Source organism: Botrimarina mediterranea, from assembly GCF_007753265.1.
Classification (GTDB): Bacteria; Planctomycetota; Planctomycetia; order Pirellulales; family Lacipirellulaceae; genus Botrimarina; species Botrimarina mediterranea.
In genome coordinates, this window is record NZ_CP036349.1 from 1,564,426 (window position 1) to 1,579,652 (window position 15,227).

The 15,227-nt window shown below is 65.9% G+C and carries 16 protein-coding genes and 2 tRNA genes; 9 read left to right on the forward strand and 9 right to left on the reverse strand.

What is annotated here, in order from left to right; all coding sequences use genetic code 11:
* Window positions 1-27 precede the first annotated feature (27 nt).
* The 6 genes from secG to Spa11_RS06235 all read left to right on the forward strand — a co-directional run bounded on the left by secG (window position 28) and on the right by Spa11_RS06235 (window position 3,302).
* On the forward strand, window positions 28-495 hold the full coding sequence (gene secG, locus Spa11_RS22815) for a preprotein translocase subunit SecG (RefSeq protein ID WP_197529783.1): 468 nt from the start codon (window positions 28-30) through the stop codon (window positions 493-495).
* Window positions 496-542: 47 nt separating this feature from the next.
* Window positions 543-1,430 carry a YicC/YloC family endoribonuclease gene (locus Spa11_RS06215; protein ID WP_145109469.1) on the forward strand — a complete coding sequence of 296 codons (888 nt, stop codon included), beginning with the start codon at window positions 543-545 and terminating at the stop codon, window positions 1,428-1,430.
* A gap of 86 nt (window positions 1,431-1,516) precedes the next feature.
* Window positions 1,517-2,116: a guanylate kinase gene (gene gmk / locus Spa11_RS06220; protein WP_145109471.1), complete on the forward strand. Its 600-nt coding sequence runs from the start codon at window positions 1,517-1,519 to the stop codon at window positions 2,114-2,116.
* 108 nt (window positions 2,117-2,224) lie between these two features.
* On the forward strand, window positions 2,225-2,491 hold the full coding sequence (locus Spa11_RS06225) for a DNA-directed RNA polymerase subunit omega (protein ID WP_145109473.1): 267 nt from the start codon (window positions 2,225-2,227) through the stop codon (window positions 2,489-2,491).
* 104 nt (window positions 2,492-2,595) lie between these two features.
* Complete coding sequence (locus tag Spa11_RS06230) at window positions 2,596-3,141, forward strand: flavoprotein (protein ID WP_145109475.1); 546 nt, start codon at window positions 2,596-2,598, stop codon at window positions 3,139-3,141.
* An 88-nt stretch (window positions 3,142-3,229) separates the two neighbouring features.
* Window positions 3,230-3,302 (forward strand) — tRNA-Asn (locus Spa11_RS06235).
* A 102-nt stretch (window positions 3,303-3,404) separates the two neighbouring features.
* On the opposite strand, the gene Spa11_RS06240 is transcribed toward Spa11_RS06235, so the two are convergent.
* Together Spa11_RS06240 and rsmH are read right to left on the reverse strand one after the other, a co-directional pair.
* Complete coding sequence (locus tag Spa11_RS06240) at window positions 3,405-3,788, reverse strand: hypothetical protein (protein ID WP_145109477.1); 384 nt, start codon at window positions 3,786-3,788, stop codon at window positions 3,405-3,407.
* Window positions 3,789-3,916: 128 nt separating this feature from the next.
* A complete protein-coding gene (gene rsmH / locus Spa11_RS06245; protein WP_145109479.1) occupies window positions 3,917-4,795 on the reverse strand; it encodes a 16S rRNA (cytosine(1402)-N(4))-methyltransferase RsmH in 879 nt (292 codons plus the stop codon).
* Window positions 4,796-5,024: 229 nt separating this feature from the next.
* On the opposite strand from rsmH, the gene queA reads away from it, so the two are divergent.
* Window positions 5,025-6,089: a tRNA preQ1(34) S-adenosylmethionine ribosyltransferase-isomerase QueA gene (queA, locus tag Spa11_RS06250; protein WP_145109482.1), complete on the forward strand. Its 1,065-nt coding sequence runs from the start codon at window positions 5,025-5,027 to the stop codon at window positions 6,087-6,089.
* 342 nt (window positions 6,090-6,431) lie between these two features.
* Here queA and Spa11_RS06255 read toward each other — a convergent pair whose 3' ends face one another.
* The 4 genes from Spa11_RS06255 to Spa11_RS06270 form a co-directional block, all read right to left on the reverse strand.
* Complete coding sequence (locus Spa11_RS06255; RefSeq protein ID WP_145109485.1) at window positions 6,432-6,638, reverse strand: Flp family type IVb pilin; 207 nt, start codon at window positions 6,636-6,638, stop codon at window positions 6,432-6,434.
* Window positions 6,639-6,830: 192 nt separating this feature from the next.
* On the reverse strand, window positions 6,831-7,163 hold the full coding sequence (locus Spa11_RS06260; protein ID WP_145109488.1) for a HesB/IscA family protein: 333 nt from the start codon (window positions 7,161-7,163) through the stop codon (window positions 6,831-6,833).
* Window positions 7,164-7,279: 116 nt separating this feature from the next.
* Window positions 7,280-8,257 (reverse strand): aldo/keto reductase, encoded by a 978-nt coding sequence (locus Spa11_RS06265; protein WP_145109492.1) that lies wholly within the window; start codon window positions 8,255-8,257, stop codon window positions 7,280-7,282.
* 14 nt (window positions 8,258-8,271) lie between these two features.
* Window positions 8,272-9,339 (reverse strand): ferrochelatase, encoded by a 1,068-nt coding sequence (locus Spa11_RS06270; protein ID WP_145116918.1) that lies wholly within the window; start codon window positions 9,337-9,339, stop codon window positions 8,272-8,274.
* Window positions 9,340-9,676: 337 nt separating this feature from the next.
* On the opposite strand from Spa11_RS06270, the gene Spa11_RS06275 reads away from it, so the two are divergent.
* Window positions 9,677-11,089: an NAD(P)/FAD-dependent oxidoreductase gene (locus tag Spa11_RS06275; protein WP_145109495.1), complete on the forward strand. Its 1,413-nt coding sequence runs from the start codon at window positions 9,677-9,679 to the stop codon at window positions 11,087-11,089.
* A gap of 169 nt (window positions 11,090-11,258) precedes the next feature.
* Here the strand turns inward: Spa11_RS06275 and Spa11_RS06280 are convergent, their stop codons facing one another.
* The 3 genes from Spa11_RS06280 to csrA all read right to left on the reverse strand — a co-directional run bounded on the left by Spa11_RS06280 (window position 11,259) and on the right by csrA (window position 14,163).
* Window positions 11,259-13,313 carry a catalase gene (locus Spa11_RS06280; RefSeq protein WP_315851345.1) on the reverse strand — a complete coding sequence of 685 codons (2,055 nt, stop codon included), beginning with the start codon at window positions 13,311-13,313 and terminating at the stop codon, window positions 11,259-11,261.
* 385 nt (window positions 13,314-13,698) lie between these two features.
* A tRNA-Glu gene (locus Spa11_RS06285) sits at window positions 13,699-13,771 on the reverse strand.
* Window positions 13,772-13,953: 182 nt separating this feature from the next.
* On the reverse strand, window positions 13,954-14,163 hold the full coding sequence (gene csrA, locus Spa11_RS06290; protein WP_145109501.1) for a carbon storage regulator CsrA: 210 nt from the start codon (window positions 14,161-14,163) through the stop codon (window positions 13,954-13,956).
* A 437-nt stretch (window positions 14,164-14,600) separates the two neighbouring features.
* Here csrA and Spa11_RS06295 point away from each other — a divergent pair, with 437 nt between their 5' ends.
* Window positions 14,601-15,158 (forward strand): 4Fe-4S binding protein, encoded by a 558-nt coding sequence (locus tag Spa11_RS06295; protein WP_145109504.1) that lies wholly within the window; start codon window positions 14,601-14,603, stop codon window positions 15,156-15,158.
* Window positions 15,159-15,227 lie beyond the last annotated feature (69 nt).

Here is a 15,227-nt window from a genome sequence, read left to right on the forward strand (position 1 = left end):
ACCCCTCAGCCCCTAAACCCCTCCGCAATGGCCAACTTCCTTCAATTCTTTCCGCCCGTGCTGATCCAGCTGGTGATGGCCGTTACGGCGGTCTTCATCATCCTGCTGGTGCTCGTGCAACGCGGCCGTGGCGGTGGTCTGGCCGGCGCGCTGGGCGGTCCTGGCGGGTCGAGCGCGTTCGGCGCCAAGGCGGGCGACACGTTCACGAAGATCACCATCGTCGCGGCCGCAATCTGGATCACGCTCTGCCTGTTGGCGTCGATCTGGGCGGCCCACCGCGGCGACGCCTTCGGCGACTCGGACGCGGCGCTGGCTGGTTCCGCAGCCTCGACCGAAGACGCCGGCGCCGCGACGGAAGACGCCGCCTCGACCGACACCGAGACCGCAACCGGCGGCCCCGCGGGCGACGACAGCGCTCCGGCGGTGACAGACGAGCCCGCTGCCGATGAGTCCGCTGTTGATGAGGCCACGGCTGACCAGCCGGCCGACGAGTAAGCCCGCGTTTCCATTCAACGCGGCGAGACGCCGAGGAGAATCTCTCCATGCTGCTGAGCATGACCGGCTTCGGCGAAGGCCGGGCCGAATCGCCGACGATCATCGTCGTGGCCGAGGTGCGGAGCATCAATAACCGCCACCTCAAGATCAGCTACCGCTCGAGCGACGGGTATCACAACCTCGAGCCCGAGGTCGAGCGCCTCGTGCGCGACCGGGTGCGTCGCGGCACAGTGCAGCTGAACGTTCGGGTCGAACGCCGCTCGCGCGCCGCCGACTATCGCATCAATAGCGAGGTGCTGCTGAACTACCAGGAACAGCTCACCAAGCTCGGCGGCGTCCACACGCAAGTGACGATCGACAAGCTGCTGACGCTCCCCGGCGTGATCAGCACGCCCGACGCGTCGAGCGCCGATCCCGAGGCCGACTGGCCGACAATGGAGCAGGCGATCCTCGCCGCGCTCGACTCGCTCGACGAGATGCGTCGCCGCGAAGGCGAGGCCCTCGCCGCCGACCTCCGGTCGCAGGCCGACGTGGTCGAGTCCGAACTCGCCGGCGTCGAGGCCCGCTCGCCACTGGTGGCGGACGCCTACCGTCAACGGCTGCAAGAGCGGGTCGGCCAGGCGATCGAGAAGGTCGGCGTGACGCTCGAACCGGCGGACCTGGTGCGCGAGGTCGCGCTATTCGTCGATCGCAGCGACATCTCCGAGGAGATCGTCCGCCTGCGGAGTCACCTCGTGCAGTTCGAAGCCGCCATCAACGAGGCGCCGACCCGTCAGGAAGGCGTCGGCCGCAAGCTCGAGTTCATCACGCAAGAGATGGGCCGCGAAGTGAACACGATCGGCTCGAAGGCGAACGACTCCGAGATCTCGGCGCGGGTGGTCGAGATGAAAACCTCGCTCGAACGCGTCCGCGAACAAGTGCAGAACGTGGAGTAGAAGCGGTTAGCGATTAGTCGTTAGCAGTTAGCTGACGGCAGTTCGCTAACGGCTAACGACCAATCGCTAATGGCTTCGGCCTGCTAATGGCTTCGCACCCCGGCAAACTCGTCGTCCTTTCCGGCCCCTCCGGGGTCGGCAAGAGCACGATCGTGCGCAAGCTGCTGCGGATGACGGGCGACCGCATGCGGCTGAGCGTCTCGGCGACGACCCGCCCGCCCCGGCCCGGCGAAACGGACGGCCAGGAGTACCACTTCCTGACCCACGAGGAGTTCGCCCGCCGGCGTCAGGCGGGGGAGTTTCTCGAATGCATCGAGGTTTTCGGCCGTGGCCAGTGGTATGGCACGCTGCTTGCGGAGGTGACTCCTAGCCTTCAAAAGGGGCAGTGGGTACTCTTAGAGATCGATGTCGATGGCGCCGAACGGGTGCTGACGGCCTACCCCGCGGCGGTGAGCGTGTTCGTGACGGCGGCGCCGGAGAAGGCCGACGCCCTCCGCGTTCTCCGCGAGCGGCTCGAGTCACGGGGCACCGAGGACGCAACGTCGGTGGCAAGGCGGCTGGAAGTCGCCGAGCACGAACTCGATCGAGCGCCGCAATACCAACACGTCGTCGTCAACGAAGGCCTCGACGACGCGATCGACCACATCTACGACTTGCTCGTGGAAGCGGGCCTTCCGAAAGAGTGATTGAAGGACAGTCGCCGTCACCGACGCCGACTCGCTACAGCTAAGTGATTTACGCAGTCTTCAACAGACTGCCCACTGCCCACTGCCCACTGCCCACCGCCCCCTCCCATGATTGAAGCGCTTAAAGAAGAAGAGATCGTCAACAAGGTCGGCGGACGCTTCAAGCTGTCGACGCTGATCCAAAAGCGGCTGGTGGCCCTCAACGGCGGCGCCCGCCCACTGGTGCACGTGGATACGCACGACAAGATGGAGATCGTCGTCCAGGAGATCCTTCAGGACAAGATTTACCTCGACGCCGCGAGCGAAGTGCAGATCGCCAGCGACCATTCCAGCGCTAGCAGCAGCTCGATCGACTTCGACTTCGATAGCATCTGAGAGGAGAGGCTAGAGGTAAGAGGCTAGAGGTAAGGGAAATAACCCCCTAGTCATCGCGTCAGCGCTTTTCCCTAGCCTCTAGCCTCAAGCACCTAGCCTCTCTAATGGCAGACATCCTCCTCGGCGTCTCCGGCGGCGTTGCGGCTTACAAGGCCGCGTACCTGACCAGTCGGCTCGCGCAGGCGGGGCACGGCGTCTCCGTTGTCCTCACATCGCCGGCGCAGAAGTTTGTCGGCGAGGCGACATTCTCGGCCCTGTCGGGTCGGCGGGTGCTGACCGACTCATTCGACCTCAGCGAGCACCCGCTGGGGCCGCACATCGAGCTCGCGCGGCAGGCCGACCTGCTCGCCATCGTCCCGGCGACCGCCGACATCCTGGCCAAGGCGGCCCACGGGCTGGCGGACGATCTGCTGAGCACGCTGTTGCTCGCGTTCCCCGGGCCCGTGTTGTACGCCCCGGCGATGAACAGCGAGATGTGGCGCAAACCCGCCGTTGAGCGGAACGTGGCCCAGCTCCGCGAGGATGGCGCTCTGTTCGTCGATCCGGGCGAAGGCTGGCTCAGTTGCCGCGACAGGGGCGCCGGGCGAATGGCCGAGCCCGACGAGATCGCCGACCGGATCGCTGCAATCCTCGCGAGCCTCGCAGCCTGAACCGGTGGGGTGAACCTTCGGGCGGGTTCCGGCATCCACGGGTCTAGACGCCGCCGGCCACTGACGACATACTTTTGAGTCTCGCTGATCCCCTGTAGCTCAGTTGGTAGAGCAAGCGGCTGTTAACCGCTGGGTCGTAGGTTCGAGTCCTACCGGGGGAGCTTCAGCCGCTTTTGTCGGCTCTTTTGCGAAATCGCACCGACCGTCGCCCGTACTGGCGGCGGTCGGTTTTTTTGTGAGTGTCGGACGGCAAGTCGTCCGAGTCACAGCCGATCTGTCGCGGCGTCTCGGGGCCGTTCGGCGGTGAAAGGGAGCGTGGCTCCCTCGTCTCCGTACTTCGGCGGGGGGTAATTCGCCGAAGTTTGCGGACTTGTCGCGGGGAGCTGGGTGGGGCTCGGCGCGGACCCGCTCAGGACAATGATCTCTTCGCGGGTGTTCGGTTCCGCCGGGGCCGGAATCGCCGTCTCCGCGCTCTTTCGGCTCGAGGTCGACTCGACATCGTCATTAGACCGAGTGCTCTGGATCACGGCGAAACCGATCGCCAGCACGGCGATCGTTACGGCCGATAGCACGAGGCCGGCGCGCCCCGAATCGGTAGCGTACCAAGGGCGTGAGCGTCGCGATCGGAGCGGAGAGTCGGGCGGCATAGCAAGAGGCTTGTCGCAGCCGCCCCGCCGTGCGTCAACGGCGAATGTTCAACGACATCTGCGAATGACCAAGCCCCAATGACCAATGCCAGTGGAGCCGTAGCTCCTTCATTGGTCATTTTACCCGATCAGCCCACTCGTTCAGCGACGCGCAGCTTGGCGCTGCGGGCGCGCGGGTTCGCCGCGACTTCTTCGTCGGTGGGTCGGAGCGGTTTGCTCGTGAGGACCTTGAGGCGGTCGTCGGCGCGGAAGGCCTCTTTGACCATCCGGTCTTCGAGTGAGTGGAAGCTGATGATCACCAGGCGGCCGCCCGGCGCCAGCAGCGCCGGCAGCCGGCGGAGGGCGATCTCCAGCTGGTGGAGCTCTTCGTTGACGGCGATCCGCAACGCCTGGAAGGTCCGCGTCGCCGGGTCGAGGCGGGCGTCGTAGTCCCGTGGCACGGCGCGGCGGATGACATCCGCGAGGTCGTTGGCGGTCGTAATCGGTCGTTCGGTCCGTCGGGCGACGATGGCCCGGGCGATCCGCCGGCTGCAGCGCTCTTCGCCGTAGCGATAGATCACGTCGGCCAAGTGCTCGGCCGACAGGCGGGCGATGAGCTGTGCGGCGGGTTTCCCCTCGGTCGGGTCGAACCGCAGGTCGAGCGGCCCGTCGGCGTGGAAGCTGAAGCCGCGCTGGCGGTCGTCGAGTTGGTCGCTAGAAAGCCCCAGGTCCAACAGGACGCCATCCAGAGGCCCTACGGCGGCTTCTGCGAGCACTTCTGGGGCCTCGGCATAACTTGAGCAGGCTACGGCGATCGGCAGCCCCCGCAGCGTCTCAGCGGCTCTCTCGACGGCGCCCGGGTCCCGATCGACGGCGACGACCCGGCCATTCGGCGCTACGCGCTCCGCTAGCATCCGTGTGTGCCCGCCGCCGCCGAGTGTCCCGTCCAGGAACACCTTGCCGGGCCGTGGGTCGAGCTGCTCGAGCACCTCGGCGGGCATGACGGGGATGTGGACAGTGGGGGGCATGCTAAAAGCGGCGCAGTAAAGTTGGCGAGCGATCGCGATCAACGGAGAGCCCACGACGCGAGTCGTGGGAGTGAACCGGGTACCAACGGCACTCCCACGACTCGCGTCGCGGGCTCTCCAGGAAGCTGTCATCGTAGCTCCCGCCGGCTGTCGCGTCGTGGCCCGGTCGTCGCGGACCGCGGCTCGCCTTAAGATGGTTCGCCCCCAACTTTCCGCGACGAAGCCAATCATGCCCGAGAGCGACCCGCTGTTGTTTGACTACGACTTGCCGCGCGAGCTGATCGCGCAGGAGCCGCTCGCCAACCGCGCCGACGCGCGGCTGATGGTCGTGGATCGCGAGTCGCAATCGCTGTCGCACTGGTACGTCCGGGACCTGCCCGAGCTGTTGCGCGCCGGCGACCGGTTGGTGCTCAATGACACGAAGGTGCTGCACGCGACGCTTGCCGGCACGCGGCTAAAGACGGGCGGCGCCTGGCAAGGGTTGTTTCTTTCGGCCGAGCCTAGCGGCGACTGGCGGATCGTCTGCAAGACCCGTGGCACGCTCGAGCCCTTCGAGAAAGTCGCTCTCGTGGACCGTGAGAACCGCGAGGCGGAGCAGCTGTGGCTGTTGGAAAAGCTCAGCGAGGGGCAGTGGCTCGCTAGGCCCGAGAGCGGCCGGCCGCTGGACGAGGTCCTCGCGCGTGTCGGCCGCGTGCCGCTGCCGCACTACATCCGCGACGGCAAGATGGTCGATGACGACGTGGCCCGCTACCAAACGGTGTTCGCGCGCAAGCCCGGCGCGGTGGCGGCGCCGACGGCGGGGCTACATTTCACTCAACCGCTCTTGCGGCAGATCGAAGGGGTCGGCGTTGAGTTTGCCCCCGTGACGTTGCACGTGGGGCTCGGCACGTTCCGGCCCATCAAGGCCGATGCGGTCGAAAACCACACGATGCACGCCGAGTGGGGCGAACTGCTCCCGGCCGCCGCCGAGGGGATCAACCGCACCAAGTCGCAGGGCGGCCGCGTCGTCGCGGTGGGGACCACGGCGGTTCGGACGCTCGAGACGGCCGCTCAGCACGCGGCCGAAGGCCAAGCGGTCGCGCCTTGGAGCGGCGACACGAGCCTTTTCATCCGCCCGCCGCATGAGTTCCGCGCGGTGGACGCCTTGATGACAAACTTCCACTTCCCGCGGACGACGCTGCTGCTGCTCGTCCAAGCATTTGGCGGCGTGGACCTCGTGAGGGCCGCTTATCGCGAGGCGATCAAAGAACGCTACCGCTTCTACAGCTACGGCGACGCGATGCTGATCGTCTGATTCGTGCTCGCAGGAACAAGGGAATGAAAAGCGCGGCCCTTCCCGTGGGATAAGGGGCAGGCTATCCCACATTGAAAGGGCCGCGCTGTCGTGTAGCGTGACGTGTCGCGCTCGTCGCTGCGGGCGCTTCTCTTGAACACAAGTCGGTAGAGCTATCGGCGTTGCTTGGCGGAGCCTTCAACTCCGATTGGTGGAAACCCGAAATTGCTCAAGATTCGGTTATCTTCCGAAGCCGACGTGCCCAATGCGCACGCGCAATGCCGCAGGTCAAAGGTCCAAACGCCTAGGCGCCGGCAAGTTATGGCCTAGATGCTACAGCTTCGGCCAAAGTCCCAAGATTGCTCAGGAACCTAGCACGCTGCTAAGTTGCGTCGCGGAGTCGTCGAAGCTCTGGCCAGCGGCATTGGACATCACCAGCACCGAGGCGATACACACGCCTGCGATCAGCGACAGCATCACCGCGTACTCGACGGCGGTGGCCCCTTCCTCGGCGCAGAGTACTTCACGCAGAGCTCGGACGAAACGCGACGGGCGGCGAAGGCATCGCATGGCGGTCCTGCGGGCGAAGAGACGAGCGGCTTCATGCGTTGGCGGGCCGATGGGCGGCCCACCAACTGAAACGTAACACGCAACTGCTCCCGGTGACGTCCTGCGGCGTACCGCCGTGGAGCGGATAGCCGCGGACGCGACCGTCTGCGACGGCTGTGCGGGTTGACCGGCTGCTGAGGCCCGCTGGGGCGATCAGGCCTGGAACGAGCTGCCGCAGCCGCACGACTTCACGGCGTTCGGGTTCTCGAATGTGAAGCCACGCTTCTCGATGCCGTCGTAGAAATCGACGGTCGTGCCATCGAGATAGAGGGCCGACTTCTTATCGACCACGACCTGAACGCCGTGGAGATCGACCTTGCTGTCGGCCTTCTCGTCGTACTCGTTATCAAAGCCGAGCGAGTAGCTGAAGCCACTGCATCCGCCGCCGGTCACGCCGACGCGGAGGAAGGCGCCTTCTTCCAGCTTCTGCTGGTCGATGATCCGCTTGACTTCTTCGGCGGCACGTTCGGTCAGGACGACAGACATCTTCACACAGCTCCGTATAGAGGGTCGAGCGGGCCTCTCGCGGGGCCTGCTCAGGCGACTTGTCACTCTCCGAAGTATACCAGCCCCGGCCGCGGGGGAAACACGCGTTATGGGGTTCAGGTGAACGAACGCTTGGCGGCCGCCTCGCCCCGGGCGGCGATCGCGGCGGCGACCCGGCTGGCCTGGTCGGCAGAAAGCTCCCAACCCATCCCGCCGGCCGTCTCGCGGATCTGCTCGGGCCGCTTGGCGCCGCAGAGCACGCTGGTGATGCCCGGCTGGCTGAGGGTCCAGTTTACGACCAGCTGGGCCACGGTGACGCCGGCCTCGTCCGCCACGCCGCGGAGCGCGTCCACGAAGTCCTGGTTCCGCCGCCACTCGTCCCCCTCGTACATCGGGTACTTGCGGCGGCTGTCGTCTGGGTTGAGGGGCTTGTCGCGGTCCATGCCGCCGGCGAGCAGGCCCTTCATCAGCGGCCAGTAGGCCATTACCGCGACGCCGTTCTCGACGCACCAGGGGAGCGTGTGCTGCTCGATGTCGCGCTGCAGCATGTTGAAGGGAAGCTGCACGGCGGCGAGCGGGCAGGCGGCGGCGAACGCCTTCGTCTCGTCCAGCTGCGTGTTCGAGGCGCCGACCGAGCGCGTCTTGCCTTCCGCCATCAGCTCCGCGAGCGCTCCGGCGGACTCGGCGATCGGCACGTTCGGGTCGGGCGAGTGCAAGTACAAGAGTTCGACGTGATCGGTCTCGAGCCGACGGAGCAACTCGTCGCACTCACGACGCAGTGTTTCGGGTCGGGCGTCGGTTTGCATCGTCGGCTCGGCGCCGTCGCGTGACTCGTAATGGATGCCGCACTTCGAGGCGATGACGACCTCGTCGCGGCGGCCGCGAAGGGCCTCTGCGAGGATGCGGTCGCTCTCGCCGTTGGGGCCGTACACGAACGCGGTGTCGAAGTGATTGATGCCCGCGTCGAGCGCCGCGCGCACCGTGGCGACGCCGCCCGAGTGCGTGGCGCCGAGTGTCGTCACGCCCGCCAGCGGCCAGCATCCGAGCGCGACAGGCGTGACTTCGATCGCCGATTTACCGAGCGGGCGTTTCATGGCGCGGTCCCACTTTACGAGGGGGAGGGTGACGGGGCAGGGCGGCGGGGTGTGTACAGGCAGCAGTCCTGCGGGCACACGTCGTGGTTGGCGGGGAAACGCCCCACCGCGGGCCGGTCGGGCGTCTCGCCGAGCTCGGTCTCGATCCGTTCTTCGATCAGTTCACGAATCATACGCACGGCGCGGGGATGCGTCCCCATCGTTGACGCGCGGTAGAAGCCGAGGCCTAGCGACTCGCAGAGCTGCTTGGCCTCGGTGTCGAGGTCGAACAACACTTCCATATGATCCGAGACAAAGCCGATCGGCAGCACCACCACGTCGGTGAGCGCGCCCGCGGCGTGCAACGCTTCGATGCGGTCGCAGACGTCGGGCTCGAGCCAAGGCTGCTGGGGCGGGCCGCTGCGGCTTTGGTAGACGACTTCCCAGTCCGTGGCGCCGGCGGCTTCGGCGGTGAGGCGGCTCGCCTCGAGCAGTTGCTTCTCGTAGCCGCAATTCTCCGCCATCCCCATCGGGATGCTGTGCGCGGTGAACAGCACCTTCGCCGCGCCGCGCCGGTCGGCGGGGACCTGCTCGAGCGTGTTACGCAAGTGATCCGCGCACGTCTCGATGAAGCCGGGGTGGTTGTATGGCATCCGCAGTTTGTCGATCTGCGGCGTGCCTTCGCCGACTGCTGCCTGCGCGGCGGCGAGGTTCTCACGGTACTGCCGGCAACCGGAGTAGCTGCTGAAGGTGCTGGTGAAGAACGCGATCGCGCGACGCACGCCGTCGTCACGCATCTGGCGCAGCGTGTCGGGCAGCAGCGGCTGCCAGTTGCGATTGCCCCAGTAGATCGGCAAGTGCGGGCCGTGCTCGGCGAGTTCGGCTTCGAGCGCCGCGATCAGCTGCCGGCACTGCTCGTTGATCGGGCTGACGCCGCCGAAGTGCTGGTAGTGCTCCGCCACTTCGAGCATCCGCTCGCGCGGCACGTTCTTGCCCCGCAGGACGTTCTCTAAGAACGGCATCACGTCGTCGGGGCCTTCGGGACCGCCAAAGGAGACCACGAGGACGGCGTCGTAAGGCTGCGTTGCGGACTCGCCGGGCATGGATGGCAAGGTGTGGGAGGAGGCGGGTGAAAACCCAACTGTAGCCATTTCCAATCAAACGGCGAGTGTGTGCTTTCTGGGCAGCCATGACGACGCGGTTGTCCATTATTCAGACATGGCGATGCGAAAAGCGGCAACCGTTGCCGCGGCGCCTTGCGGCGTTTCGTCGCACTTCCTAGCGTAGAACGCAGTGGCGCGGGGTTTGCTTGCCGCGCCTCCCCACCGTCGTGCTCCGCCCGGGTCCATCGATCGAGTTTCTCGATCGACCCGCGGCGCTGCACGACAAAGGCGCGCACGAGCGCGTCCCCCACCTCCGCTGCCCCTCGCGGGTCCCGCCATGAGTGTTCCAGCTGTTCCGCTCCCCAGCGGCCGTTTGCATCACGTTGTCATCATCGGGGGAGGCTTCGCCGGCCTCAACGCCGCGCTCGCGCTGAAGGGTTCACCCGTCGAGGTGACGCTGATCGACAAGCGGAACTTCCACCTTTTCCAGCCGCTGCTCTACCAAGTGGCGACGGGTTCGCTGTCGCCCGCGAACATCGCGGCGCCGCTCCGCAAGATCCTGGCGCGGCAGAAGAACTGCCGCGTGCTGATGGGCGAGGTCACCGGCTTCGACCTCGATCGCCGCCGGGTGAAGCTGGCGGACCGCGAGGTGCGGTACGACTCACTGATCGTCGCGGCGGGCGCGTCGCACAGCTACTTCGGCCGGCCCGAGTGGGAGCAGTTCGCGCCGGGGCTGAAGACGATCGAGGACGCCACCGAAGCCCGCCGCCGCGTCTTCACGGCGTTCGAGACGGCCGAGCGCTTGGACGAGCCCGAGGCCCGCGCGCCGTGGCTGACGTTTGTGATCGTCGGCGCCGGGCCCACAGGGGTCGAACTTGCCGGCGCGATGGCCGAGATCTCTCGTCACAGCCTCACCGACAACTTCCGCAGCATCAATCCGCATAGCGCCCGGATCGTGCTGTTAGAAGCTGGCCAGCGTGTCTTGTCTGCCTTCCCCGAGCACCTCTCGGACGCGGCGCGGGCCTCGCTCGAGAAGCTCGGCGTCGAGGTGGTGACCGGCGCCATGGTCACCGAGATGCGGTCCGGGGAGGTCGAGTACCGCCTCGGCGACGTGACGCACAAGTTGCCGACGCACACCATCCTGTGGGCCGCCGGCGTGCAATGCTCGCCCCTGGCGAAGAAGCTCGCCGACGCCGCCGGCGCGAGCACCGACCGCGCCGGGCGGCTGATGGTCAACGAGGACCTAACGCTCCCCGGCAAACCGGAGGTCTTCGTCATCGGCGACATGGCCCACCGCACCGGCGAAGACGGCAAGCCGCTGCCGGGCGTCGCCCCGGTCGCTATCGCCGAGGGGAAGTTCGCCGCTAAGGAGATCGTCCGTCGGTCGCGCGGCAAGCAGGCCAAGACCTTCAAGTACCGCGACCTGGGGAGCCTCGCCACGATCGGCCGCAGCTCGGCGGTCGCGCAGATCGGCAAGTACGAGTTCTCTGGCTTCGTGGCGTGGGCGCTGTGGCTGGTGATCCACCTGATGAAGATCGTCAGCTTCCGCAACCGCGTGCTGGTGCTGATCCAGTGGTGCTGGAGCTACGTCAGCTACGACCGCTCGGCCCGCCTGATCACCGGCGCCGACAAGCCCCTCGGTTCGGCTTCGGCGGCGGCCGCGGAGCCGCCCTCGGCTCCGCGTCCGGTGATTGTCAACACGGGCGCAAGCGGCGCGCCCTCGGCGGGCGTAGCGTCAATCAGGGCCTAGAGCGCACTCGCTATGCGTAGCGTCTTAGCCGCGGGCGGCAGCCCTCGGAGTGGAGGACGTGTCACGCTGCACTCCGAGGGCTGCCGCCCACGGCTCAGACCTTACGGATGGGAGCCGCTACGTGTAGGCGTAGCCCCGTAATGGCCCGTCGCATGCATGTGCGCTGTTGCTAAGCGGGCTCGCGTTGCCAGACGCGGTGGCTCGCCGACGCCGTCTCGTAGAAGTTCGCGACGTCTGCCGGTTTGCCGAGCATCACGACGCCCTCAGCCTCGCGTTCGATCTGGGCGCGGTCGAGCAGCTGCGCAGCCGCCTCAGAGACGCCGATCACCTTGAGGTGGGCGTACGCCATCCGCACCCAATCCACCGCCTGAGGCATGGCGAGTAGCTCGTCGGCGCTGCCCTCGGCGGGCGCCACGACAACGCAGTCGAACAGCGCGCTGGGCGCCCCCGTCAAGAAGTGATCGGGTTCGATCTCCTTACCTTGGCTGGTTTTAATCGTCCCCACTTTCGGAGCGATGATCTCGACAACCGCGCCGGCATCCTTGGCGCCCTTCTGGACCGCGGTGAGGACCTTCGCATCGACGCCATTGGTCGTCAGCAGTCCGATCTTCTTCCCCGCGATGCCGCCCTCGAATCCTGCGTACTGCGACACGGCCGGGGAGGGCTCTGGGTCGCCCACCGGCACGGCGGGCTTGAGCTTCTCGGCTTGGCCTTCCATGCCGAGCTTCGCGGCGACTTGCGCGGCGAGGTCTTTGTCTACCAGTTGCAGCCGGCCCAACATCCGTTTCCGCACCTCGAGCGCTTGGCATTTGCCTAGCTCGAAGGCGAACCCACCGATCATGTGCTTCTGTTCGGGCGGCGTGAGCGACTTGTAGAAGAGCTTGGCTTGCGTGTAGTGGTCGGCGAAGCTCTCTGGCCGTACGCGTAGCTTGTCGCCCTCTTCACGTACGGGGACCGTCGTGAAGCCGGCCTTCGGGTCTTCGCGTGGTCCGCCGTCGTCGAGCGAGGAAGGCTCGTTCGCGACCCGACCCTGCTGCGCCGCCATCTGCATGTGCCCGTCACGCTGGAAGTTGGCGAAGGGGCACTTCGGCTGGTTGATCGGGATCTGGTGGAAGTTGGGGCTGCCGAGACGCGACAACTGTGTGTCGAGGTACGAGAAGAGGCGTCCTTGCAGCAGCGGGTCGTTCGAGAAGTCGATCCCCGGCACGACGTGCGAGGGGCAGAACGCCACCTGCTCGGTCTCGGCGAAGAAGTTGTCGACGTTCCGGTCGAGCACCATCCGACCCAGCGGCCGCAGCGACACGAGTTCTTCCGGGACGATCTTAGTCGGATCGAGCACGTCGAAGTCAAAGCCCTCGGCCTCCTTCTCGGTGAAGGCCTGCACGGAGAGCTCCCACTCGGGGAAGTCGCCGCGCTCGATGGCGCTCCACAGGTCGCGCCGATGGAAGTCGGGGTCGGCGCCGTTGATCACCACCGCCTCGTCCCAGACGAGCGACAGCGCGCCGAGCTTCGGCCGCCAGTGGAATTTGACGAACTTTACGTCCCCCTTAGTGCTGATCATCCGAAAGGTGTGGACGCCAAAGCCGTCCATCATCCGGAACGACCGCGGGATCGCCCGGTCGGACATCACCCACATCATCATGTGGGTGCTTTCGGGTGTCAGCGAGATGAAGTCCCAGAACGAGTCGTGTGCCGACTGCGCTTGCGGAAAGTCACGATCGGGCGCGGGTTTCACTGAGTGGATCAGGTCCGGGAACTTGATCGCGTCTTGGATAAAGAAGACGGGGATGTTGTTGCCCACGAGGTCGTAGTTGCCCTCACTCGTGTAGAACTTCACCGCAAAGCCCCGGACGTCGCGGGCCGTATCGAACGAACCGGCCCGGCCGGCGACGGTCGAGAAGCGGACGAAGACGGGCGTGCGCTCTTTCGGGTTCTGAAGGAACGCGGCCTTTGTCAGGTCGGCTTGCGACTTGTACGGCTCGAAGTAGCCATGCGCGCCGTAGCCGCGGGCGTGAACGACACGCTCGGGGATCCGCTCGTGGTCGAAGTGGGTGATCTTCTCACGGAGGTGAAAGTCCTCCAGCAGCTGCGGCCCGCGGTGGCCCACGGTCAGCGCGTTCTGATCGTCGGAGACCACGACGCCTTGATTCGTCGTCAGCCGTGGCTCGTCGCCAGTCGCCGTTTGATGCGTTTCGCCACCCTTGCCCGTGGATTGTTTCGACACGACTGATCTTCCTTCGCTTCGGACCACCATGAATGAGAACCGGAGCCTGAGAGGGCTCGGGGCGGTCGCGAGCGAAGCAAAGGGCGAGCCAGTCAGCCGGCATCCCGTGAAGGCGACTCTGCTTCGATGGATTAACCACAGAGGCACGGAGGGCACGGAGGAAGGCACAGAGGTAGATTTCTCTGTGCGTAGCTCCGTGCCCCTGTGGTAAGAAGCTGAAGCCGAGGCAGTCGCTATCCCTGTTGCCCTGTTGCTCGCCGAGAATCTCGAAGAAGTTCCCGAGCGTCCAGGTAGACAGCTCTCGCACCTAGATGGATCGCAGGCGATCGGCGGGGGTGAAACGAAAAAGGCTCTCCCTACGGGTCGCGTAGGGAGAGCCTCTAAGTGACCCCAACGGGGTTCGAACCCGTGTTGCCGCCGTGAAAGGGCGGAGTCCTAGACCACTAGACGATGGGGCCGTCTGAAATCGGACGCGCGAAGGGAATCGCCGGGGCGGCGAAGTGGGCCGTGTCGTGCGTCGGTCGAGAGAAATTAAAAGGGGCAGGCCGCTTGGTCAACCCGCCGGCGCCGTTTGTGCAGCGGCAAAAGCAGAATCGCCCGCTCCGACGACGGCGTCACCACGCCTGACCGCGGTAAAAAATCATGATTCAGCGGTCTGCGCTTCATCAGCAGCCGACTCCGGCGACTGACTCTTGCGGATCGCTTCATAGACTTCGTTGCGATGCACCGGCACCTCTTTTGGCGCTTCGATGCCGAGACGCACCTTGTCACCGCGGATTTCAACCACCACGATGGTGATGTCATCATTGATGACGATGCTCTCGTTCTTTTTACGAGAGAGGACCAGCATTTCGATTCCTTCGCTTTGTCGGGAGGGACTTCCTGGCAGCCGCTCGGACGCTCAGATTTGGGGTAGGTCGCAGACGCACAGCCGTAAGCAGTTGTAGGCTAAACGCCGGCCGCCTTAGTGTGAGTTGGATGGACGCGTTTGGAAAACTCGGTGTGACGTGTCGAGCAGCCCTCGCAACCTCCTACGCTTTACACGGGTCGGCTCGCCGAGAAGCGGCGGGACGACCGACATGCCGTCGGGGTCGCAAGACCCAGGCAGCGCAGAAGTTGACACCCCTAATCTACGGTCAGGGGGTTGACAGTCAAGAATCCAGCTGGCGAAACGTCCAGAACGGGCGCCCTTTCGGCAGGATTCTGCCCAGATTCGCCGATAGGACGCCTGCCGGCGCCCGGAAACCAGACCGCGGCAAGCCGCATCTCCCTTCTAAACCGTCCGCGATGCCCGTCGCCCGCCGACCCGCCTGGCCCTGGTTTACGAATCTCGTCACGGCCGTGACGTCGGTCGCTCGTGGCATGGCGGCGACCCTCCGGACGTGGGTGCGGACCCACCAAGCGGGGAAGCAAACCTTCACCGAAGAGTTCGAGTACCCCGAGCTGGGGGCCCCCGTCGCGGCCCGGTACCGCGGCTACCACCGGTTCGATCTGACGACGTGCATTGCGTGCGACCAGTGCGCGAAAGCCTGCCCGGTCGATTGCATCTATATCGGAAAGGAACGCGCCGAAGGCGCCAAGGGCTTCCGCGTCACGGGATATTCGATCGATTACACCAAATGCATGTTCTGCGCGCTCTGCGTCGAGCCGTGTCCCGTCGATTGCATCTTCATGGGCGCGACGCACGACCTGTCGAGCTACACGCGCGACGGCGCCGTGGTGGATTTCTCGCGGCTCCCCCTTGAGGTGGCGTGGGGGAAGGCGACACTCAACCCTACGGCGGTGGCCGCCTCAAAGGCGGTGGCCGCTCCGGTCGATGGCGGGCCAAACGTCGTACGGATTTGATTACCGCGTCGACGCGACGCGACCCGCTTCGACTGTACCCAACTGCCCACCGCCGATTGCCGACAGCCC